Source organism: Aeromonas sp. QDB11, assembly GCF_027705265.1.
GTDB lineage: Bacteria > Pseudomonadota > Gammaproteobacteria > Enterobacterales > Aeromonadaceae > Aeromonas > Aeromonas allosaccharophila.
In genome coordinates this window covers 66,554-87,056 of record NZ_JAPDBM010000005.1, presented here as the reverse complement: position 1 = coordinate 87,056, position 20,503 = coordinate 66,554, and the positions used below count along the sequence as shown (strand labels likewise).

The following is a 20,503-nucleotide window of genomic DNA, read 5'->3' as shown; positions in this document are numbered from 1 at the left end:
TCACAGCCCCTTTTTACTCCCGAGCTGCTGGCGATAACGCTGGGGGGAACAGCCCAGCTCCCGGTTGAACATGGCGATAAAGGCCGAAGTGGAGCCATAACCGAGCCGCCAGCTGATCTCCTGAATGGGCAGGTCGCCCTTGAGCCAGGCCAGCGCCTTGAGCAGCCGCAACCGCGCCCGCCACTGGCCAAAGTTCATCCCCAGCTCCCGCAGGCAGCGGCGTGCCAGGGTGCGCTCGGTGGTATGAAGTTGCCCGGCCCACTGGGCCAAGGTGCGGGGATCGGCCGGGTCATGATGCAGCACCGCCAGCATGGGGGCCAGCAGCTTGTCCTGACTCATCGGCAGGTAGCTCTCCTGACAGCGGGTACGCGCCAGTCGCGCCACCAGTAGTTCGGCCTGCCGTTGATCCCACTCATCCATCATATGACCTACCCGCCGTTCGCAAAAATCGCTCAGCAGGGCGCGGATCAGCGGGGTCATCAGCAGCAATCTCGGCTCTGGCGGCAATCTGGCCGACCATTCGTGGCTAACGTAGATCGAGGTGTAATCGAGGGCCTGTTCGTTGTAGGCGGTGTGATCGAGATCCGCCGGCACCCAGATTAGGTAGTCGGCGGGCGCCACCAACCGCTGTGCCCCCAGCTCCATCTCCATCACCCCCAGGCTGATCATGCTGAGCTGCCCCCAGGGATGGGAGTGAAGCGAGGTGATGCTGTCGGCTCGCAACTGCTGATAACGAAAATAGAGCGGATTGGGGGCTGGCAGCTCGCTATCGGTGGAATGGTAGTGGTGAGCCACCATGACAGGTTGTCCTTTCTGCGGGATCATCTGTCTTTTTTACGCTACTTGCCAATAGAAAGACAAGGGTAGACTTGCCAGCCTGACAATAAGGAGCCTCTGATGCGAATCTTTTCCCCCCTGCTCTTTCCGCTGATGGCGGTGCTGATCTGGGCCACCAATACCGTGGTCTCCAAGGCAGCGGCCAGCGTGCTCGATCCGGCAGCCATCTCCTTCTATCGCTGGGTCATTGCCGCGCTGGCACTGACCCCCTTCTGCCTGCCCCAGTTGTGGCGACGCCGCAGCGAGATCCGCCCCTGGTTTGGCAAGCTGCTGGTGCTGGCGGCGCTGGGCATGGTGCTGTTCCAGTGTCTGGCCTATTACGCCGCCCACAGTACCTCGGCCACCAACATGGGGGTGATCGGCTCGCTGATCCCGATGCTGACTCTGCTGCTCGGCGCCATCTTCTTCGGTCAGCGTCCCGGTAAACAGGCGCTGGCAGGCATGAGCATCTCGCTGTTCGGGGTGTTCTGGCTGCTGAGCCAGGGCCAACCGCTGGCGCTGTTGCAGAACGGCATCAACCCCGGTGATGGCATGATGCTGCTGGGCTCTGTCAGCTATGCCCTCTACGGGCTGCTGATCCGCCGCTGGCAACTGCCGTTCGGCCCCTGGCTCAACCTCTATATGCAGATCCTGCTGGCAGTATTGCTGCTGGTGCCAGTTGCTCTGAGTGCCGATTCGCTGGCGGTGCCCGCCGAAGGGTGGGGGCTGGTGCTGTTCGCCGGGCTCGCGTCGTCCCTGCTGGCGGCCTACTGCTGGATGCGCGGCCTCGCCTGCATGGGGGCCGAGCGCACCTCGGTCTTTATGAACCTGCTGCCACTCTGTACGGCGCTGATCGCCGTCATCAGTCTGGGGGAGCCGATCCACGGCTATCACCTGCTGGGCGGGGGTCTCATCCTGGGCGGGGTGATGGCCTCCCAACTGAAGAGACGTGCGCCGGTGGTCGAACGGGAAGCTGCGTGAGAACGAACAACGTCCAGAAACAACAAGGGAGCCGCTGGCTCCCTTGTTGTTTTCACGTGCATGTTGGCATCAACCTGAGGCTCACCCCGCCCGGCGCCAGCGATAGCGCCGCTCCGGTCGCCCCCGCTGACCGTAGTTGAGATCCACATCGACCCGGTCTTCCGACTCCAGATACTCCAGATAACGGCGCGCCGTGGTACGACTGAGCGACAAGCGCAGCGCCACCGTGTCGGTAGAGAAGACGTTCTCCGGCTCACCCGCCAGCAGATCCAGCACCTGACGCAGGGTAATGCTGTCGATCCCCTTGGGGGTGACGCGCATCTCCTTGATCTGGGAGCGACCCCCCTTGCCCAGCAGCTTGTCGAGATCGTCCTGCTCCAGCCGTCCCCGCTCGCACAGCCTGCTGTGCAGTTGCAGGATCTCGTCCAGACTCTGCTGGATGCGAAACAACCTCAGTGGTTTGATGACATAGTCATGGACCCCCAGATTGAGGGCCTGCTGGATGGTCTCCACATCGCGCGAGGCGGTGACCATGATGACGTAGGCCTCGCGATTGTGGCTGCGCAGGCGGCTCACCCACTCGAGGCCCGAGCCATCGGGCAGAGAGACATCCACCAGCAGCAGTTGGGGCACCACGCCAGCCATCATGGCATCGGCTTGGGCCAGGGTGCCGGCCCGCCCCAGGAGGGAGAAACCGGATGTTGCCGCCACCAGCTCTGACAAGATGGCACCGATCCGATCGTCATCTTCAATAACAAGCGTGATTATTGGGTCCATGGCTCACATTAATTGGTTTTTATTCAAGTAGATACCAAACAGTGTGGTCTGCTCGGCAGTTCGCCGCCATTCTATCACACCCTCGCGCCGCGCCACGGTCTCCTTGACCAGGAACAGGCCGACCCCGTGATCGCCGCTCTGGCGACTCACCCCGTAATCGAACAGGTGATCGGCCAGCGCTTCGTCGACCCCCTCGCCACTATCCTCCACCTCGATCACCAGTCGCCGCCCCACATCACAGAGAGAGAGCAGCACCCGCGGCGGCCGCTGCTGGCGGTTGCGCCAAGCCGCCTGCAAACCGTTATCCAGCAGGTTGCCAATCAGCGTGATGAGATCGGCAGAGACCGAGGCCGGATACTCCGCAAGCGCCGAGTCGGGATCGAGCTCCAGGGTCACCCCCAGCTCGCGGGCCCGGCTGAACTTGCCGAGGATCAGCCCCGCCACCGGCTTGTTGTCGATCAGCCGCAGCAACTCCTGCAACATGGTCTGGCACGCTTCGTTCTCCTGCTGGATCAACTCCACCGCCTGATCCACGTGACCCAGCTGCAACAGGCCGGAGAGGCTGCTCAGCTTGTTGGCAAACTCGTGGCTCTGCATCCGCAGCATCTCGGCGTACTGGCGCAGATGAGTCACCTGTACTCCCAGACTGGCGGCCACCTCCGGACGACTGAAGATCAGCAGCCGCCCCGGCGCCTTGCCCTGCACCGCCTGCCAGCGGCCGACGAAGGACTCCCCCTGAATGGTGAAGCTCACCTCCCCCGCCTCCTGCTCCAGACAGGGGCGCAGCGGCGGCACCAGCTCCGCCAGCGACTGCCCCAGCAGGGCGTGACGCCCGGTACCTGGCAGCCGCAACTGATAACTGGCGGTGCTGTTGATCATGTTGATGTTGCCGCTGCTATCGAGCGCGATCACCCCCTCGGTGATGTGCTCCAGCACCAGATCCTGCAGGGTGAAGCGGCGCACGATCGCCTCCGGCTCCAGATCGAGCAGGGTCTTGCGCAGCAGATATTGCACCCAGAGCGCCAGCAGCAGGCCGCATCCCAGCACCGCCACGATAGCGCAGACGAGCAGGGCCACCCGCGCCATGTAGATACCCTCCACCTGCTGCATCAGGTAACCCACCACCACGGCCCCCATGACGCGCCCGTCACTGCCCACCACCGGAGAGAAGCAGCGGATCGCCGGCCCCATGGTACCCCGATCCTTGGAGCAGTAGCTGCGCCGCTCCTGCAGCGCGGGCCAGATATCCTCACCACGGAACTTCTGTCCCACCAGCTCGGGGTTGGGGTGGCTGAGACGGCGGCCATGTTCGTCGGTCACCACCATATAGGTGGCATCGGTGCGATTGCAGACCGCCTCCATGTAGTCGCGCAGGGTAGGGTCACTGCCCTGACGCAGGGCCTCGACCACCCGGGTATCGGCCGCCATGACCCGTGCCATTTCGCTCCCCTTATCCTGCAGATTGCTCTCCAGCAGATGACGGATAAAGAGGGCCAGCAGGCTGCCCAGAATGAGGATCAGCAGCAGGGAGAGCCCAAGAGAGAGGGTGACCAGCTGATGGCGAAGTTTCATGCACATACCTTAAATCGTCAGGACGCAGCCCAATAGTGCGGATGCCACCAGGTCTGGTCAATCAAAGGTGCAGGATCACCGGCAAAATCGGCCAGGCCCTCCTCGCGGGCACAGAGCGCCACCGCTCTGGCCACGGCGCGGGCCACCTCTCCCACCTGTTCAATCGGGGGCAGCAGTCGGCCCGCCACCAGCGGATAGGCGCCGACTGCCCGCACCGCGGCGAGCAACATGCCATCGCTGATGCGGCGTGCCTTGACCGCGCAGGCCCCCAGGCCAATCCCCGGGAAGACATAGACGTTGTTGCACTGGGAGACCACCCGCCGCTCACCGGCCACCGTCACCGGCGCAAACGGGCTGCCGGTCGCCAGCAGGGCACGGCCACCCGTGGCAGCCCACACCTGCTCGGGTGTTGCTTCGGCGCTGCGAGTCGGGTTGGAGAGCGGCAGGATCACCGGCTGCTCGCACACCTCCCCCATCGCCTGTAACACCTCGCCAGTAAAGAGGCCACCCTGCCCGCACACCCCGATCAACACCGCCGGGCGCACCTGGCGGATGGTCTCCAGCAGCGAACTGTTGCCCTCGTTCACGGCGCGGGCAAACGGCTGTTGGGCACGAGTCAGCGTGGAGCGATCGCTGCAGACCACCCCATCCTGATCAAACAGCCAGACCCCCCCACTGCCGCCCGCCAGCTGGGCCAGCATGGCGGCGATGCCGCAACCGGCAGAACCGGCGCCGACGATCAGCACCGGAGCATCGCACAGGGCGGTGCCCGCCTGCTGCAGACCGGCCAGCACGCAGGCGGAGGCGACCGCCGCCGTGCCCTGAATATCGTCGTTGAACATGCAGAGCTCGTCCCGATAGCGAGTCAGCAGGTTGGCGGCGTGCTTGCCGGCAAAGTCTTCAAACTGCAGCACCACCTGCGGCCAGCGCTTGCGAATGGCAGCCACCACCTTGTCCATGAAGTGGTAGTAGCTCTCGCCATCGATCCGCTGGGCCTGCCAGCCGAGGTAGGAGTCATCCTCCAGCAGTTCGGGGTTGTTGGTGCCCACATCGACACAGAGCGGCAGGGTGCGCGCCGGGTTGATGCCGCCAGCGGCGGAGTAAAGCGCCAGCTTGCCGATGCAGATCCCCATGCCGCCGATACCAAGATCGCCAAGCCCCAGCACCCGCTCGCCATCGGAGATGACGATCACGTCCACCTCCTGCTCCACTGACTCGAGGATGTCATCGAGATCGTCCCGGTCGTGCCAGGAGAGATAGAGCCCGTGGCTGCGCAGATAGAGATCGCTGTGGCGCTGACATGCCTCCCCCACCACCGGGGTGTAGATGATCGGCAGCAGCTCCGGCAGGTGGTGGCGCACCAGATCGTAGAACAGCACCGGGTTGTCCTCTTGCAACTGGCGCAACAGCAGATGCTGATCAAACGGGCTCTGCATGGCGCTGACCAAGCGGTAGATCCGGCGCCGCTGCTGGGAGAGTGACTCCTCCTTGTGGGGCATGCGGCCTCGTACGCCCTGACGCTTGCGTTCTGCATAGGGCAGGCTGGTGCCCATCATGATGTCGTTCATCTTATGTGTTCCTCAATCCGGTATCAGGCAAGCAGGGAGATTAGGGCGGTGGCCAGGATCAGCATCACGGCACCGCCGAGGCGAGAGGAGATCTGGGCAAAGGGCATCAGCTTCATCCGCTGGGCCGCCGAGAGCACGGCCACGTCGCCGGTGCCGCCCATGTTGGCCATGCAGAGTCCGCCGGTAATGGCCGCCTCGATGGGATAGAAACCGATCATCCGCCCCACCAGCGCCGCGCCGAGGGCGCCACCGATCACGGTGACCATGACCAGCACGAAATAGCTGATGGAGAAGGCGCTGATCAGCTCAGGAATACTGGTGTAGGCGACACCGATCCCCACCAGCAGGGAAGGGGTCAGGTTGCTCACCACAAACTGATACCAGTCAGCCGCCGCCTGCTCATAACGGCGCGGCAGTACGCCGCTCACCTTGATAAAGGCGACCGCCAGAATCATCAGGGCAAAGGGGTGCATGGGGATAAAGTTGCCGAGCAGAGAGCCCAGCACAAACATGCTGGAGCTGATAAAGAGCCCCATGCCCAGACTCTGCAGGGTCGGTGCTTCAACCTGCTCCTCGGCGATACTCTGGCTACTTTCCTTGACCATCAGCTTGCCGTTGCCAGTCAGGGAGGGGTAACGGCGACCGAGGCGCGCCAGCAGGGAGCCCACCAGAATGGCCAGGGTATTGGCGATCACCACCGCCGGTACCATGCGCGACAAGAGATCCGCACTGGACATCTGCATCGGGCCGGAGAGGATCTCCACCAGAGGCACCGCACCGGCGCCCATGCCACCGCCCATGATGGGCAGGCCGATCAGCAGCACCGCATTCTTGAAGCCGTAACCCATCAGGGAGCCGACGAAGCCAACGCTCAGCAGTGCCAGCGCCACGCCGCCGAGGATCACCGGCAGATAGCGCATGGCGGCATTTTTCAGCAACGCACTGCTCATGCCAAACACCGAACCGGTCACCAGACTGGCGATAAAGAAGTTGAGAAATCCTCCCTCCTTCATGAAATTGGTGATGACCTGCCCCGCCTGCACCGGCAGCAGCTGGTATTCGAACAGGGCGGCGCCGCCAAAGATGGCGAGGATGGTGCCACCCCCCAGATATTCACGGATCGGCATGATCCGCTCCCCCAGCTCGGTCAGCAGGGTGCCCAGGACAAACATCAGCGCCAGCGCACCGACCATGCCGAGCGGCAGCGAACCGTTCCAGCCAGAAAAGAGAACACAGGTCGCCAGCCCCAGAAATATAAAGAGCGGCATACCGGCAATTTGTTGGCCGCCCATCAAGGCGGCCTTTTCTTGTGTGGTTTGTAGGGTAGAGAGGTTTTTCATTGTTATGTACTCTGCGTGTGATTGTGGCCGCTACTTTATTGATCCCCCTCGCCCCTGTCGGTTAGCCAGACTGCAAAGCCATATAAAAACATTAAAAACTTAAACATCATGGTGTCGCCAAACTGCGCGACTCAATAGATCACCACGCCATCGATACCCGGCCCGACAAGGAAGCAAGAAGATAAAACGAGCGACACGCATGGCGGTTATTTGGGTGATCAGCAGTAATAGCAATCTGATGATCGCTCCCCTTTGGGGAAATAACAGAGCCAGATGACAAACCCTGCGACCATTTATCCTCACAGATCCTGTGAGTGATAATCAGCGGGCAATGTCATCCCGATAACGCAGTCGTCACGGCAGGCGGCATCAGGGATTGCACGCACATTTGTGCAGCCAGAGAGATGAGAAATAGCGAGAGAAGAGGCGCAAGGAAGAGCGTTGATATTGTGATGAGTCAAGCCAGCGAATACCAGGGCACTGGCTTGAACTCACAAGGATCACACACGGTCAGGTCTATTCTGCCAACAATAATGGAATATTGGCGGGGTCAAAATCATGACTGATATCGGCACTTCTGACAGCGCCATCCCGATTCACGCCATGATGTGACTCTGCACCATATTCCCCGTCACTCAACAGAGTTTCAATTGCCAGATACACACATCCACTGTCATATCCATCCACAACCCGTTTCCCCCTTGTTTTATAACCCCATCAATATTAGCGGATAAAAAAAGCGCCGCTCGCCGGACCTGAAAATTTCATGAAAATATCCGCCTAATATCCTCCATTCACGGCATCCTATCCGGAGCGGTAAAAGAGCCCCGAGTGGATCAGTGCAGCAAACAATATCAGCGGCCCGAATGCTACTCATCCGACCCCGACGAAAGATCCGACCAGAAACACGATCGCCATCACACTATTTACTTAGCCTGCTAAATAAGTAAGATGCTTAGCAGGCTAAGTACATTGAGGATGAAAAGATGACGGATCTGGAAAGGTTGCGCGAGCTGTCGCTCGCCGAGCAGATAGCGCGGATGCACCGGCTATGGCGTACTGCCGCCGATCTGGAGTTGGCTCCCCTTGGCCTCACCCATCCCCGCTGGACCGCACTGTGGAAACTCTCCCGCATGGGGAACCATGTCAGCCAGAAGACCCTGGCCGAAGCCCTCGAGATAGAGCTCGCCTCCCTGATGCGCACTCTGGGCCAGCTGGAAGAGCAGGGGCTGATTGAGCGCCACTGCTGCAGTCAGGACAAGCGCGCCCGTATCGTCTGCGTGACCCCGGCTGGCCAGACTCTGCTCGATCAGATCGCCGACCGCATCATGAATATCCGCCGCGAGCTGCTGGGGGGCATCGACGAACAGACCCTGCAACTGTTTGAAGCCACGGTGCAGCGGATCTCGGCCAACGCCCTCAGCAAGATTGAACAGCACCACGACCGACAGGCAGGAGGCGATACAAGCCCTCCCGATGCCAGCACAGAGAGAGAATAAGATGACACCGGATCAACAATTTACCCGCTGGATCAAATGGTCCATGGCAGGCTTTGCCGCCCTCTTCGCCTATTTTCTGGTAGCCGATCTGCTGATGCCCCTCACACCGCAGGCGATGGCGACCCGGGTGGTCACCAAGCTTGCCCCGCAAGTGAGCGGCAAGGTGGTCGAGGTTGCCGTTCACAACAACCAGCAAGTCAAGAAAGGGGACCTGCTGTTTACCCTGGATCCCGAACCCTTCGCTCTGGCGGTAGAGCAGGCCCGTTTGGCCTTGGCTCAGGCCGAACAACAGAACCGTGAACTGGATGCCGAACTGACCGCTGCCGCCGCCGATATCAGCGCCAAAGAGACGCTGGCCAGCCAGAAATGGCGGGATGCGGAGCGGACCGATGCGCTGTTCCAGCGCCACATGGTCTCAGTGCAACAAAAAGATGAGGCGGACAGCGCCCTGCGCAGCGCTCAGGCCAACCTGCGCGCCAGTCAGGCCAAACTGGCCCAGATCAAGGCCAGCCGTGGCGTGACCGGTGACGACAATCTGTTGCTGCGCCAAGCCCGCAACAAGCTGGCGCAAGCGGAGCTGGCGCTCGCCTATAGCCGGGTTCATGCGGATCAGGATGGCACCATCACCAACCTGCAGCTCAAACCGGGCAGTATCGCCAGCGCGGGCAGCCCGCTGCTGGCGCTGGTGTCGGAGCAGGTCGATGTGATCGCCGATTTTCGCGAGAAGAGCCTGCGCCATGTCGGTGAGCAAACCCGCGCACTGGTCGCCTTCGATGGCGAGCCGGGCCAGCTCTATCCTGCCCGGGTGAGCAGTCTGGATGCCGGGGTGAGTGCCGGTCAGTTTGATGCCAACGGTCGGCTGGCGGCGCCGGTAGAGTCGGATCGCTGGGTTCGGGATGCCCAGCGGATGCGGCTGCACCTCGAGCTGGAGCAGTTACCCGACCATCTGCCAGCCGGGGCGCGGGCCACGGTGCAACTGCTGCCGGACAATGCCCTGACCGCCATGCTGGCTCGGGGCCAGATCCACCTGCTCAGCCTGCTGCATTATGTCTATTAATCAGGTATCTACTAATCCCGTAGCGACCTCCGTCGCTACCAATACCGTGCCTGCTCATCACGCCGCGCACCTCTGGCATCGGCCCCTTACCGGCAACGAGCTGCGTCAGTGTTTGCGTATCGCCTTTGGCTGCACCACGGGCTTTCTGCTCTGCAAGCTGTTTGGCTGGGGTTACGGGGTCTTCTACACGGTCACCCCGGTGCTGCTGCTGGGGATGGTGCCGGTGATGAATGGCCATGCCGCCCGCCAGCTTATCGCTTCGGCGGTGGTCTGTGGTGTGGAAGTCGGGTTGCTGGGGGGGCTGTTTGGCAGCCATCCGGTGCTGATGACCCCCATCGCCTTTCTGCTGTTTCTCTACCGCTTCGCTGCCATGTCGCGCGGCAGCCTGTTTCTGTTCGGGGCCAACGGGGTGCTGAGCCTCAGCATCATGCTGCACTTTGCCAGCTATCCACAGACCGATCTTAACGATCTGATTTTCAATAATATCTGGGCGAACATCCTGTCGGTGCTGATCGCCTATCTGATGACGGCGCTGATCCCCGACCTGGAGGTACGACCGAAACCGGCCCCCGCCCCCAAGGCGCCGCACCGGATGCGCCACGAGGCGCTGCTGGGGGCCACCGTGGCCACCCTGTCGTTCCTGACCTTTCAGCTGTTTGATCTGCGTGATTCCATGTCGGCCCAGGCCACCACCCTGCTGGTGCTGTTCCCCATGCACTGGAACGGCGCCCTCAGTTATGCCCGCAAACGGGCGATGGGCACCTTGCTGGGGGTCACCTTTGGCCTGCTCGGCCAGCTGGTGCTCTATGACTGGTCAGGGCAACTGCTGCTTGTCGCTCCACTGCTGTGGCTCGGCGCCATGCTGTTCAGCCATGCCCACGTCAAGGAGGCAGGCGGCTCGGGGGTCGGCTTTGGCGCCCTCACCACCCTCGGCATCCTGTTTGGCCAGTACCTCACCCCGGGCAACGATCTGGTGTTCAGCGCCCTCTACCGGGTCAGCAGCATCCTGTTTGCCATCGTAGCCACCCTGCTGGCCTGCTACCTCATCCACCGGTTGCTCAACCGCTTCGAGGCAACCCGCTTCGGTTACTGATTTCCTGTTGTAAACACTGTTGTCTGCCCATGGATGAGCTCTCTTTCGCCCCGTCGCCTGCCGGGGCGTTTTTTTGTCTCTCTTGTTTGCCGTCCTCCTGCCGCCACGGATCAGCGCAGAAGTGTGGCTATGCTTGTAAGGCTGCTGTCGATGAGGTGTACCTATGGTTCCGTGGTTAAAAAAATGGCTGGTTTGTCTGGTGCTGCTGGCCACCAGTTCGCTCGGGGCCGCCCCGCTGATCATTGGCGCCGAGGATGACTGGGCTCCCTATTGCGAGCGCGACAAGGAGGGCGGCCAGCCTCGCGGGCTGGCGCCGGAGCTGGTCAAGGCGGTGTTCGCCGCCGAAGGGATCGAGATTGTGTTTCGCACCCTCCCCTTCGCCCGCTGCATGCACGATGCGAAAAGCGGCAAACTTGCGGGGTGCTTCAACGCCACCATCACCGAAGAGAACCGCTACCAGTATCATTGGCACGATACCCCCATGTTCGAGGAGGATCTCGCCATCTTCGCCCTCGCCAGCGAACCACAACGGGATCTCAAGCTCACCTCGCTGGAAGGCAAGCGGGTGGGAATCACGCTCGGCTACACCTACCCTACCGATTTTATGGAAAACCCCAGGATCACCCGCTTTCAGGCCAAATCTGATGCGCAGATCCTCGAGATGCTGGTGCGCGGTCGGGTTGACTACATCCTGATGAACGGCATGCCGGGCTACCTGAAGATCCAGCAGAAGCAGCTGACCGGCAAGGTGGTCAAGGTTGGCAAACTCTCCACCGATGGCTTCTGGCTCGCCTTCTCCCGCCACCATCCGCAAGGGGAGGCGCTGGCCAAACAGTTCGAGCAGGGACTGCAGAAGATCAAGAACAACGGCACCTATGAGACTCTGATCCGCCAGTTTGAAACCCGACTCGGCTTGCACTGATGGCTGATGCCTTGCTAACACCGAGCCCCTCCCCTCACCCCCGCGACGGTATGCCGGACAGCCAGCGACGCACCGAATGGCCACGCTGATTGCACAATAACGGCAACCTGTTAGGCTCACGCCCGTATGACACCAATGGAGCTGTAATCATGAATAAAGTACATATGATGGCCGCTGGTGCGCTGGCTCTCGGCCTGCTCGCCGGCTGCAATCAGGGCAATACCCTCTCCGTCACCGGTGGCGAACCGGTCAGTTACCAGTGCGAGCAGGGCAAGAAGGTGCAGGTGCGCTACTTCTCACTCTCCGACGAGAGCCTCAGCTTTATCAAGCTGTCGCTGCCGGATGGCAAGGATTACACCCTGCCCCAGGCCATTTCGGCCTCCGGCGCCCGCTATACAGACGAGCACGAGGCCGTCTGGTGGAACAAGGGGGATGAGGGCTTTGTCGAGCTGCGGGATCAGGCTGGCGAGTGGCAGACCGCCTACAACGACTGCAAACAACAATAAACGTGACCCCGGCCTGGCCGGGGTCTCTGTTTCTCTGGCATCAGAGTGGCGGGGGATCAGTTGATCTCGATCTCGAAGCGGTTGATCACCTCGACCGGAATGGCATCCGGGTTACCCTCTGCCGGGCTGTAGCGGATCCGCGAAAGGGTCGCCAGTGCGCTCTGCTCCAGCTCGCCGGGGGGCTCGGCCGCCACCACTTCCGGTTTGACCGGCGTGCCGCTGGCGTCGATTTGATAGCGTACTTCCACATACCCCTTGACCGGTTTAGCTGGCAGGGCGGGCTCGTCATTGCCAAGCCATGACCACTGCGTCTCCTGAACCCAGTAGCTGGACAACTGCTCGAGAGGGATAGCGATCGGAGCGCGTTCGTGCGCCACCTCCTGACGGGATGAGCACCCCAGCAACAGTGTCACTGCCAGACCTGACCATACTGCGACTTTCCACTTCATGTAACGCTCCTTGTTCTCTGCCGGTGCTTGTTGCCGGACTGCGGGGCACTCAACACGCACCCCCTTGGTCAGTCACCCATCCTAACGAAAAAGTATTCGTATGAACATGAACAAAAGGGCCAACCCCGAGAGGTTGGCCCTTTTATCGTCAATGAGCTCACTAACCAGCCGCTGGCATCAGCCGCGCTTGTCGCTCACCACCAGCCAGAGCGCATGCACCATGCCCGGCAGACCGCCCATCAGGGTTAGCACGATGTTGATTAGAAAGTGCAGGCTAAAACCCACCTGAATAAAAGCGCACACCGGGGGCAGAAAAATGGCCAGCAGGATCTTGAGCAGATTGTTCATCTCGGCTCTCCTCTTCAAAAATGTCGTCAGGATTGGAATGGGCTAACCATAAACATCCCCGACTTCAACTGCAAACCAGACAGGGGATCCGCTCATCCGCATTACGCCAGGCGTTAAGGTCGTGGATCTGCTGATTGCTGCTGCCACGCCACAGCAGGCCCGGGTCTGCCAGCTCCTTTTCAAACTTGCCATCCACCAGCACATCCAGCAGGGCCACCAGCTCGCGCTGGGCATCTGAGAGCTCGCCGAGCAAATAGCCGGTCCAGCACCAGATATCCTTGCCCGGACACTCGGTGCGCACCCGTTTCACCAGCGCCAGCACGTGGGGTACGTTGGCCGGGTGGAGCGGATCGCCGCCGGAGAGCGACAGACCTCGCCGTTTGATCCGGCTGTCGTTGAGGTCGCTAATGACGCGATCGCTCATCGCCTGATCGAACGGCTTGCCGCCATCGAGCCGCCAGGTGCTCTGGTTGTAGCAACCTGGGCACTGGTGCTCGCAACCGGAGACAAACAGGGTGGCGCGGGTGCCGGGGCCGTTGATCACATCGACCGGGTAGTATTGGTGGTAGTGCATCACTTGTTTCCTGCCTCGTTCACGGGAATACGGCATGACTGCCGCCCTCCAATGAAAATGGCCCCTTGAGTCAGGGGCCAGCTCTTCATCGCTTGTGCGCTTACATATGTTTGACGCGGCGCTTCACTTCTTCCTGCTTGCCCGCATTGAAGGGGCGCGCATCCGGGCTGCCGAGGTAGCCGCAGACACGGCGGGTCACCGACACCTTGGCGGGGTCGTGGTTACCGCAGCGCGGGCAGGTAAAGCCCTTGGAGGTACACTCGAACTCGCCGGTGAAGCCGCAGTCGTAGCACTCGTCGATGGGGGTGTTGGTGCCGTAGTAGGGCACCTTGTCATAGCTGTAATCCCAGACGTTCTCCAGCGCTTCCAGGTTGTGCTGGATATTGGGGTACTCGCCGTAGCAGATGAAGCCGCCGCTGGCGATGGGCGGATAGGGCGCCTCGAAGTCCAGCTTGTCGTACGGGTTGACCTGCTTCTCCACATCGAGGTGGAAGCTGTTGGTGTAGTAACCCTTGTCGGTCACGCCGGATACCACGCCAAACTCCTTGGCATCGATGCGGCAGAAACGGGTGCAGAGGTTCTCGCTCGGGGTGGAGTAGAGGCTGAAACCGTAGCCAGTCTCATCCTTCCACTCGTCGATGGCCGCCTTGAGACGGGCGATGATGGCGATGGCCTTCTGTTGCAGCTCGGCGCTGTCAAACAGGTGCACCTTGTCACCAAACAGCGCGTTGATGGTCTCGTGAACCCCGATATAACCGAGGGAAATGGAGGCACGACCGTTCTTGAAGATCTCGCTGACGTTGTCGTCCGCCTTCAAGCGCACGCCGCAGGCCCCTTCCATATAGAGGATCGGTGCAACCCGTGCCTTCACCCCGTCCAGACGGCTGATGCGGTACATCAGCGCCTTCTTGGCGACCCGCAGGGAGGCATCCAGACGATCCCAGAAATCCGCTTCATCACGGGATTTCAGCGCGATGCGCGGCAGGTTGAGGCTCACCACACCCAGGTTGTTGCGACCTTCGTGGATCAGCTCGCCATTCTCCTCGTAGGCACCGAGGAAGGAGCGGCAACCCATAGGGGTCTTGAAGGAGCCGGTCACCTTCACTACCTGGTCGTAGTTGAGGATGTCCGGATACATCCGCTTGGAGGCACACTCCAGCGCCAGCTGTTTGATGTCGTAGTTGGGATCGCCCTGCTTGTGGTTGAGGCCATCCTTGATGGCGAACACCAGTTTCGGGAACACGGCGGTCTTCTTGTTCTTGCCAAGGCCAGCGATGCGATTGCTGAGGATGGCGCGCTGGATCATCCGCGACTCCCAACTGTCCCCCAGACCAAAGCCGAAGGTGACGAACGGCGTCTGGCCGTTGGCGGTGTGCAGGGTATTGACTTCGTACTCCAGCGACTGGAAGGCGTCGTAGCACTCTTTCTCGGTGCGAGCCATGGCGTAGGCTTCCACATTGGCAATGCCCCACTCTTCGGCCACTTCACGGTGCTTCTGCCAGCTGATAGTCACATAGGGTGCCAGCACTTCGTCGATGCGGTTGATAGTGGTGCCGCCATAGATGTGGCTCGCCACCTGGGCGATGATCTGGGCGGTTACGGCGGTGGCGGTGCTGATCGATTTCGGGGTATCGATCTCTGCATTGCCCATCTTGAAACCGTGGGTCAGCATCCCCTTCAGATCGATCAACATGCAGTTGAACATCGGGAAGAAGGGGGAGTAGTCGAGATCGTGGAAGTGCAGATCACCACTCTCGTGAGCCTGAACCACATCACGGGGCAGCATGTGGCTGGTGGCATAGTGCTTGGCGACGATACCGGCCAGCAGGTCGCGCTGGGTCGGGATCACCTTGGAGTCTTTGTTGGCGTTCTCGTTGAGCAGGGCGGCATTGGTCTGCTCGACCAGACCACGGATCTCCTGCGCCAGACGGCCACGCGCCTCGCGAGCCTGATCCCTGTCGTGGCGATATTCGATATAGGCACGGGCGATGGCCTTGTCGTCGGAAGCCATCAGGTGGTTTTCAACCCGGTTCTGGATCTCGTGGATATCAACTTCACCACGCCCTTCCAGCTCCTGGCTGACCGCGCTTGAAATACGCAGTGCCAGCGCCGGATTGGCCTGATTGACCGCTTCCGCCGCTCGGCTGACCGCCTCTGCAATCAGCTGGGCATTGAATGGTGCGCGACATCCGTCACGTTTGATCACAACCGGTTTCATGGATTTTCCCCGTTAAAAGGCCAGGCATTTGCCTCTGGCTCACCCTTGTTGGGCCCCCCTCCCGGCATCTCGTCCTGGACGCAAATAAATTCAGCCGAGGCTTGACAAGCCTGGGCTGAAGATAGGAAGGGAACAGCTTATACACAGCTTAATAACACAACATATAGGGATTAAAAACGAATGCATCCCTATATGTGGTGTCTATTAGGCACCAAAGCGCAGCCTCATTTCTTGATCCAGAACAGGTTTTTCAGCGAGCGGGACAGTTCACGACCAACCATAAAAAGCCCCAATCAAATCCAATCTCAAGCGTGGTGCGGGCTGGCGTCCGATCCGCCCAGCCGAAAAAAAATCGCCCCCCACCACACCGGTTTCGAGATGACAGCGCCAACCAAAACCACCCATACTGAGTAAGTACACTCTTCCGCTCGACAAGGGATAACCCATGCGCACCTCCCTGCTGTTGCTACTGCTTGCCACCCTCGCCCTGCCGCTCCGGGCCGCCCACATTCTGGTGATCAGCAGCTACCATCCCGAATACCTGTGGGACCAAAGCTACAACGAAGGGCTGCTCAATGGTTTGCAGGGGGAACACAAGATCTCCCACTTCTATATGGATACCAAGCGTCACCCGCGGGAGGAGTTTGACGACATTGCCCAGCAGGCCATCGCCTTCTATCTCAAGAGCAAACCGGATCTGGTGGTGCTGGGCGATGACAATGCCATCAACTATCTGGCCAACGAGATCGCTTCGCTGGGCACCCCGGTGGTGTTTCTCGGCATGAACGAGAACCCGCGCCTCAAGGGCTTTGTCGGCCACCCCAAGATCACCGGCGTGCTGGAGCGGCCACTGCTCAAACGCAACATCAGCGAGATGAGCCAGCTGATGGGGAGACTCGACAAAGCGCTGGTGCTGTTTGATTCCAGCAACGTGGCGCTCACCGCCATCGAGGATGAATTCAAGACCCAGACCGAACTGCGGGTCGGCAAGACCCGGGTCAACAGCCAGTTGCTTGGTGACTACGGCCTGTGGCAGGAGGCGGTGCTCAACGCCAGGAAGAGTGGCTATCAGGCGATCTTCCTCGGCCTCTACCACACGCTCATCGACGAGCAGGGCAAGCATGTGAGCGAACAGACAGTGCTGGAGTGGACCAGTGCCAACAGTCCGGTACCCGTTTTCTGCTTTTGGGAGTTTACCGTCGGCAAGGGTATGGCCATCGGCGGGCTGGTGCTGGACGGCCACGATCAGGGGCTGCAAGCCGCTTCCCTGATCAACACCATACTGGCAGGCACCCTGCCCCGCACCCTCTCCCCGCGCGCGGCCCTGCGCGGCGAGTATGTCTTCAGCAAGAGCGAACTGGCCCGCTGGCAGCTCACCGTGCCCGACAAATGGCGCCACAAGATCCTCTGGCGCGAGTGAGTGACTGCCCTACAACAAAAAGAGAACCCGGCCATGCCGGGTTCTCTTTTATCGGGTGCTGCTGTTAGCAGGCTTGGTGAGGGCTATTCAGCCCTGCAACGCCCGTTGCAGCTCCTCTTCGGTCCAGATGGTGATGCCGAGCTCCTGCGCCTTGGTCAGCTTGGAACCCGCTGCTTCCCCCGCAACCAGCACATCGGTCTTGGCAGATACCGACCCCGCCACCTTGGCACCCAGCGCCTGCAGCGCCGCCTTGGCATCGTTGCGCGACAAAGTAGTCAGCGTACCGGTCAGCACGAAGGTCTTGCCGGCAAAAGGCTGATCGCTTGCTTCCTTCTTCTCGATGGCCGGCCAGTGGATACCGGCTGCAAGCAGGGCCTCCAGCACCTCCACGTTGTGCGGCTGACGCAGGAAGTAGTAAACATGCTTGGCCACCACCTCGCCCACATCGGCGACTGTCAGCAGTTGCTCCACCGAGGCGGCGCGCAAGGCATCCAGCGTGAGGAAGTGGTTGGCGAGGTTCAAGGCGGTCGCCTCCCCGACTTCGCGGATCCCCAAGGCAAACAGGAAGCGCGGCAGGGTGGTGCTGCGGGCCGCATCGATGGCAGCCACCAGATTGAGGGCCGATTTTTGCCCCATCCGCTCAAGACCGGCCAGCTGAATGGCGTTGAGGCTGAACAGGTCGGCGGGGGTCTTCACCAGTCCCTTGTCCACCAGTTGCTCGACTATCTTGTCGCCAAGGCCATCCACATCCATGGCGCGACGGGCGGCGAAGTGCTTGATCGCCTCCTTGCGCTGCGCCTCGCAGAACAGGCCACCGGAGCAGCGGGCAACCGCCTCCCCTTCCAGCCGCTCGACCGCAGAGCCACAGACCGGACACTCGGTCGGAAAGAGGATCGCACGGGCATCGCTTGGGCGCTGCGCCTCCACCACGGCGACGATCTGCGGGATCACGTCACCGGCCCGACGCACGATCACGGTATCGCCGATCATCACACCGAGGCGCTCAATCTCGTCAGCATTGTGCAAGGTGGCGTTGGAGACGGTGACGCCGCCGACAAACACCGGTTTAAGCTTGGCTACCGGAGTCACGGCGCCGGTGCGGCCGACCTGAAACTCGACATTTTCAAGCTCCGTCATCTCCTCCTGAGCCGGGAACTTGTGAGCGGTCGCCCAGCGCGGCGCGCGGGCCACAAAGCCCAGCTCTTCCTGCAGGGCGATGGCATCCACCTTGTAGACCACGCCGTCGATCTCGTAAGGGAGCTCGCCACGACGAGCCAGAATGTCGTCGTGGAACGCCTGACAACCGGCGGCACCCTCTTTGAGCTTCACCTCGGGACTGAGCGGCAGCCCCCACTCCTTGAGCTGATGAAGGCGACCAAAGTGGGAATCACCCAACTGCTCGCCCCCCACCCCCACGCCATAGGCATAAAAGCTCAGAGGACGGCTGGCGGTGATGCGTGAATCGAGCTGACGCAGGCTGCCTGCGGCGGCGTTGCGCGGGTTGACGAATACCTTCTCGCCCGCGGCCAATGCCCTGGCGTTCATCGCCTCGAAACCGGCTTTGGGCATAAAGACTTCGCCACGCACCTCAAGCCGGGCAGGCCAGCCGGTGCCACGCAGGGCGAGCGGAATGGCCTTGATGGTGCGCACGTTCTCGGTGATCTCCTCACCGGTGGTGCCATCGCCACGGGTGGCCGCCTGCACCAGCTGGCCATCAACATAGAGCAGGCTCACCGCCAGACCATCGAGCTTGGGCTCGCAGCAGAAGGTGAAACGCACCTCACGCTTGAGGCGATCGCTCATCCGCTGTTCGAACGCCTGCAGCTCTTCGCTGCTAAAGACGTTATCCAGACTGAGCATTGGGATCTCGTGGCGCACCTGACTGAACGCCGTCAGCGGCTGGCCGCCGACCCGCACGCTGGGGGACGCCGGGGTTTTCAGCTCGGGGTGCTCGGCTTCCAGCGCAATCAGTTCGCGCATCAGGCGATCGTATTCGGCATCCGGCACTGTGGGGTTATCCAGTACATAGTACTGATGACCATATTCGGTAAGCAGTTCACACAATTGACGGTGGCGGGAGAGGGTGTCGCTCATGAAAAAGTCTCGAAGTGTGATTGAACATCCGGCCGGGGTAGAAACAAAAATGCGGTACCAGGGTACCGCACTTTTTCTTCACTCGACCCGCATGGCGTATTAGTCGCGACTGGCCTCGTAGGCAGCCAGCTCGTGACGGTAACGGGCAATGGTCTCGTCGCTCAACGGGCTGCGATCCATATCTGTCAGCATGGCATCGAGATCGCTGGCCAGCTGATCGGCAGCCTGCAGCATGTCCTCGAAGGCAAACGCGGCGTTGCTGCGCAGCGGCAACTGCATGAACAGGGAAACACCCGGTGTGGTGAACTGTTCCATCCGGTACGGGTTGAAGGTGCCCGGCTTGACCATGTTGATCATGGAGAAGAGCACTTCACCCTTGCCGTTGGGATCTTCGTGACGGTGGAAAATATCCATCTCGCCAAACTTGAAGCCCAGCGCCATCAGGGACGAGAGCAGGGTTGCACCTTGCAAGTCGTGACCCGGACGGCCCATCAGGTTGATGACATAGACATCCTGCCAGATCTTCTCGACCGGTTGGGGCGCCATGCGCGGCTCTTCAACCACCGGAGCAGGTGCCACATAGACCGGCTCTTCATAAACAGGCTCGGGGGCCACATGACGGGGCTGCGGCTGATATTCCGGCTCGGGAGCGCGCACCGGCTCGGCACGAACGGTGTCAGCGGTACGAGCTGTCTCGGCACGGGCACCGAAGGTCGGGGCGGTCGCGTAGGCGGGCTCGACCAGCGGCTCGTCGTCCAACGACTGCATCATGGGCTCGCGCTGGGCACGGGAACGGTAGACCGGGGTACGACGATTGACCTGTGCAGGCTTGCGCACCGGTGCGGCAGGTGCCTCGTCGATCTCCTCGGGCTGCGGTTCGTCGAACGCTTCCTCTTCTTCATAGACAGGAGGCGGCGGAACCGGACGGGCAGCAGGCTTGCGCACTACGGGCGGCGGCAGATCGTCCTCGTCATCTTCATCATCAAAGGCAGGGACGGCGGGGCGACGAGCGAGTTCCGGCTGGCGGCTCTCTTCGCTACGCAGCTTGGGCTCGGCACGACGGCCACCACTGACCACGCGCACCTGGCCGATGCCATCGCTGTCGAAGGCGTCGTTGTCACGATCCCGCGACTTGGAGTCCATCCGTCCAATCGGTTTCTCTTTGATCGGTGCCTGACGATTTTTTCTGTTGCTCCACAACCCGTGAATGAGCAATGCCGCAATAGCAATACCGCCCAGGGCAACCAAGATGTAACGCAATTCCTGCAT

Annotated in this window: 18 protein-coding genes; 7 read left to right on the top strand and 11 right to left on the bottom strand. The window is 61.2% G+C overall.

Annotation, left to right across the window (positions count from 1 at the left end; genetic code table 11):
• Entirely contained in the window at positions 1 to 798 is a 798-nt protein-coding gene (locus tag OKC40_RS02940) for an AraC family transcriptional regulator (RefSeq protein WP_182969532.1), read from the bottom strand.
• Between the two features lie 99 nt (positions 799 to 897).
• Between OKC40_RS02940 and OKC40_RS02935 the strand changes: the two genes are divergently transcribed.
• Positions 898 to 1,797 carry a DMT family transporter gene (locus OKC40_RS02935; RefSeq protein WP_234601483.1) on the top strand — a complete coding sequence of 300 codons (900 nt, stop codon included), beginning with the start codon at positions 898 to 900 and terminating at the stop codon, positions 1,795 to 1,797.
• A gap of 81 nt (positions 1,798 to 1,878) precedes the next feature.
• On the opposite strand, the gene OKC40_RS02930 is transcribed toward OKC40_RS02935, so the two are convergent.
• From OKC40_RS02930 to OKC40_RS02915, 4 genes are read right to left on the bottom strand one after another with little or no spacing between them, the layout of a single operon-like run.
• Positions 1,879 to 2,574, bottom strand: coding sequence for a response regulator (locus OKC40_RS02930; RefSeq protein WP_042058521.1), 696 nt, complete (start codon positions 2,572 to 2,574; stop codon positions 1,879 to 1,881).
• Positions 2,575 to 2,577: 3 nt separating this feature from the next.
• On the bottom strand, positions 2,578 to 4,146 hold the full coding sequence (locus tag OKC40_RS02925; RefSeq protein ID WP_270794048.1) for an ATP-binding protein: 1,569 nt from the start codon (positions 4,144 to 4,146) through the stop codon (positions 2,578 to 2,580).
• Positions 4,147 to 4,163: 17 nt separating this feature from the next.
• Positions 4,164 to 5,714 carry an oxaloacetate-decarboxylating malate dehydrogenase gene (gene maeA / locus OKC40_RS02920; protein WP_201932587.1) on the bottom strand — a complete coding sequence of 517 codons (1,551 nt, stop codon included), beginning with the start codon at positions 5,712 to 5,714 and terminating at the stop codon, positions 4,164 to 4,166.
• A 23-nt stretch (positions 5,715 to 5,737) separates the two neighbouring features.
• Positions 5,738 to 7,054, bottom strand: coding sequence for a 2-hydroxycarboxylate transporter family protein (locus OKC40_RS02915; protein WP_058052769.1), 1,317 nt, complete (start codon positions 7,052 to 7,054; stop codon positions 5,738 to 5,740).
• A gap of 986 nt (positions 7,055 to 8,040) precedes the next feature.
• Between OKC40_RS02915 and OKC40_RS02910 the strand changes: the two genes are divergently transcribed.
• The 5 genes from OKC40_RS02910 (at position 8,041) to OKC40_RS02890 (ending at position 12,131) form a co-directional block, all read left to right on the top strand.
• The gene (locus OKC40_RS02910; protein WP_058052768.1) at positions 8,041 to 8,553 is read left to right on the top strand and encodes a MarR family transcriptional regulator; all 513 of its coding nucleotides are present in this window, start codon (positions 8,041 to 8,043) and stop codon (positions 8,551 to 8,553) included.
• Position 8,554: 1 nt separating this feature from the next.
• The gene (locus OKC40_RS02905; protein ID WP_201932589.1) at positions 8,555 to 9,610 is read left to right on the top strand and encodes an HlyD family secretion protein; all 1,056 of its coding nucleotides are present in this window, start codon (positions 8,555 to 8,557) and stop codon (positions 9,608 to 9,610) included.
• Positions 9,600 to 10,703 (top strand): DUF2955 domain-containing protein, encoded by a 1,104-nt coding sequence (locus tag OKC40_RS02900; protein ID WP_234601485.1) that lies wholly within the window; start codon positions 9,600 to 9,602, stop codon positions 10,701 to 10,703. Before OKC40_RS02905 ends, OKC40_RS02900 begins: the two co-directional genes overlap by 11 nt.
• A 163-nt stretch (positions 10,704 to 10,866) precedes the next feature.
• Entirely contained in the window at positions 10,867 to 11,625 is a 759-nt protein-coding gene (locus OKC40_RS02895) for a substrate-binding periplasmic protein (RefSeq protein WP_234601486.1), read from the top strand.
• 149 nt (positions 11,626 to 11,774) lie between these two features.
• Entirely contained in the window at positions 11,775 to 12,131 is a 357-nt protein-coding gene (locus OKC40_RS02890) for an MliC family protein (RefSeq protein ID WP_234601487.1), read from the top strand.
• Between the two features lie 56 nt (positions 12,132 to 12,187).
• Here OKC40_RS02890 and OKC40_RS02885 read toward each other — a convergent pair whose 3' ends face one another.
• From OKC40_RS02885 to nrdD, 4 genes are all read right to left on the bottom strand, one after another.
• Complete coding sequence (locus OKC40_RS02885; protein WP_234601488.1) at positions 12,188 to 12,580, bottom strand: energy transducer TonB; 393 nt, start codon at positions 12,578 to 12,580, stop codon at positions 12,188 to 12,190.
• 177 nt (positions 12,581 to 12,757) lie between these two features.
• Complete coding sequence (locus OKC40_RS02880) at positions 12,758 to 12,928, bottom strand: YqaE/Pmp3 family membrane protein (protein ID WP_005338440.1); 171 nt, start codon at positions 12,926 to 12,928, stop codon at positions 12,758 to 12,760.
• 64 nt (positions 12,929 to 12,992) lie between these two features.
• Positions 12,993 to 13,502 (bottom strand): anaerobic ribonucleoside-triphosphate reductase-activating protein, encoded by a 510-nt coding sequence (nrdG, locus tag OKC40_RS02875; protein WP_234601489.1) that lies wholly within the window; start codon positions 13,500 to 13,502, stop codon positions 12,993 to 12,995.
• Positions 13,503 to 13,602: 100 nt separating this feature from the next.
• Positions 13,603 to 15,720 (bottom strand): anaerobic ribonucleoside-triphosphate reductase, encoded by a 2,118-nt coding sequence (gene nrdD / locus OKC40_RS02870; protein WP_234601490.1) that lies wholly within the window; start codon positions 15,718 to 15,720, stop codon positions 13,603 to 13,605.
• A 445-nt stretch (positions 15,721 to 16,165) separates the two neighbouring features.
• Here nrdD and OKC40_RS02865 point away from each other — a divergent pair, with 445 nt between their 5' ends.
• Positions 16,166 to 17,140 carry an ABC transporter substrate-binding protein gene (locus OKC40_RS02865; protein ID WP_111809206.1) on the top strand — a complete coding sequence of 325 codons (975 nt, stop codon included), beginning with the start codon at positions 16,166 to 16,168 and terminating at the stop codon, positions 17,138 to 17,140.
• An 87-nt stretch (positions 17,141 to 17,227) separates the two neighbouring features.
• Here OKC40_RS02865 and ligA read toward each other — a convergent pair whose 3' ends face one another.
• Both ligA and zipA read right to left on the bottom strand, forming a co-directional pair.
• Positions 17,228 to 19,234 (bottom strand): NAD-dependent DNA ligase LigA, encoded by a 2,007-nt coding sequence (gene ligA, locus OKC40_RS02860; protein ID WP_270794047.1) that lies wholly within the window; start codon positions 19,232 to 19,234, stop codon positions 17,228 to 17,230.
• Positions 19,235 to 19,333: 99 nt separating this feature from the next.
• Complete coding sequence (gene zipA / locus OKC40_RS02855) at positions 19,334 to 20,503, bottom strand: cell division protein ZipA (protein ID WP_163129402.1); 1,170 nt, start codon at positions 20,501 to 20,503, stop codon at positions 19,334 to 19,336.

Excerpts from the sequence above, each read along its gene's own strand:
- OKC40_RS02915 (WP_058052769.1), bottom strand. The coding sequence starts at position 7,054 with ATGAAAAACCTCTCTACCCTACAAACCACACAAGAAAAGGCCGCCTTG.
- OKC40_RS02930 (WP_042058521.1), bottom strand. The coding sequence starts at position 2,574 with ATGGACCCAATAATCACGCTTGTTATTGAAGATGACGATCGGATCGGT.
- ligA (WP_270794047.1), bottom strand. The coding sequence starts at position 19,234 with ATGAGCGACACCCTCTCCCGCCACCGTCAATTGTGTGAACTGCTTACC.
- zipA (WP_163129402.1), bottom strand. The coding sequence starts at position 20,503 with ATGCAGGAATTGCGTTACATCTTGGTTGCCCTGGGCGGTATTGCTATT.
- OKC40_RS02895 (WP_234601486.1), top strand. The coding sequence starts at position 10,867 with ATGGTTCCGTGGTTAAAAAAATGGCTGGTTTGTCTGGTGCTGCTGGCC.
- OKC40_RS02885 (WP_234601488.1), bottom strand. The coding sequence starts at position 12,580 with ATGAAGTGGAAAGTCGCAGTATGGTCAGGTCTGGCAGTGACACTGTTG.
- nrdG (WP_234601489.1), bottom strand. The coding sequence starts at position 13,502 with ATGCACTACCACCAATACTACCCGGTCGATGTGATCAACGGCCCCGGC.
- OKC40_RS02880 (WP_005338440.1), bottom strand. The coding sequence starts at position 12,928 with ATGAACAATCTGCTCAAGATCCTGCTGGCCATTTTTCTGCCCCCGGTG.
- OKC40_RS02890 (WP_234601487.1), top strand. The coding sequence starts at position 11,775 with ATGAATAAAGTACATATGATGGCCGCTGGTGCGCTGGCTCTCGGCCTG.
- OKC40_RS02865 (WP_111809206.1), top strand. The coding sequence starts at position 16,166 with ATGCGCACCTCCCTGCTGTTGCTACTGCTTGCCACCCTCGCCCTGCCG.
- OKC40_RS02900 (WP_234601485.1), top strand. The coding sequence starts at position 9,600 with ATGTCTATTAATCAGGTATCTACTAATCCCGTAGCGACCTCCGTCGCT.
- OKC40_RS02905 (WP_201932589.1), top strand. The coding sequence starts at position 8,555 with ATGACACCGGATCAACAATTTACCCGCTGGATCAAATGGTCCATGGCA.
- OKC40_RS02925 (WP_270794048.1), bottom strand. The coding sequence starts at position 4,146 with ATGAAACTTCGCCATCAGCTGGTCACCCTCTCTCTTGGGCTCTCCCTG.
- maeA (WP_201932587.1), bottom strand. The coding sequence starts at position 5,714 with ATGAACGACATCATGATGGGCACCAGCCTGCCCTATGCAGAACGCAAG.
- OKC40_RS02910 (WP_058052768.1), top strand. The coding sequence starts at position 8,041 with ATGACGGATCTGGAAAGGTTGCGCGAGCTGTCGCTCGCCGAGCAGATA.
- nrdD (WP_234601490.1), bottom strand. The coding sequence starts at position 15,720 with ATGAAACCGGTTGTGATCAAACGTGACGGATGTCGCGCACCATTCAAT.
- OKC40_RS02940 (WP_182969532.1), bottom strand. The coding sequence starts at position 798 with ATGGTGGCTCACCACTACCATTCCACCGATAGCGAGCTGCCAGCCCCC.
- OKC40_RS02935 (WP_234601483.1), top strand. The coding sequence starts at position 898 with ATGCGAATCTTTTCCCCCCTGCTCTTTCCGCTGATGGCGGTGCTGATC.